Here is a 696-nt window from a genome sequence, read left to right on the forward strand (position 1 = left end):
CAACAATAAATCTGGTAGTTTCTACTTCTCCAATAAGAAAGTAACAGTGATGGAAAATATGCCCAACTTTTTTTGCTCCAGGTAAGTCTTTAGCAGTGATTATATCAACAACGCCTTTTAAAGCCTTTGCCTCGCTAATATCTATTTTTAATATTTTAGCTCTAGGGTATTTAGTTCTAACAGCAACACCATAAAGCATACCTTCTATTTCAACATCATCACAATATTCACCAATACCAAGTGCTTTTTCTTTAGCRTCCACTCTTACAATGTTTTTATCGCCTAATTTTACTTTACCTTTGTATTCTTTAACATCAATATTTTCTCTAATCATTTTAGCTGCTAATTCAATAGCATCAATGATTTTTTTGTATCCAGTACATCTGCAAATATTGTTTTTTATAGCAGCAACAATTTCAAGTCTTGTAGGATTATTGTTTTTATCAATTAACCCCTTAGCACATATCACCATACCAGGTATACAGAATCCGCATTGCACAGCACCAGCAACTGCAAAAGCATGAGAATAAACATCTTTTTCTCTTTGAGTAAATCCTTCTATAGTTTGAACACTCTTTCCTTGAAGTCTTCCTATAGTTTGTATACAAGCTTTAGTAGGTTTTCCATCTATTAATACAGTACAAGTTCCGCAAGCTCCTTCAGAGCAGCCGTCTYTTACTGATTTACATTTACAAT

1 protein-coding gene is annotated in these 696 nt (G+C 33.1%); it reads right to left on the reverse strand.

All coding sequences use genetic code 11. From position 1 onward, the window contains the following. Positions 1 to 696, reverse strand: a 696-nt coding sequence (locus GQX97_RS13415; protein ID WP_232473414.1) for a 2Fe-2S iron-sulfur cluster-binding protein, incomplete at both ends; no start/stop codon positions are given.

This window comes from Brachyspira sp. SAP_772, assembly GCF_009755885.1.
In the GTDB taxonomy this organism is placed as follows: domain Bacteria; phylum Spirochaetota; class Brachyspiria; order Brachyspirales; family Brachyspiraceae; genus Brachyspira.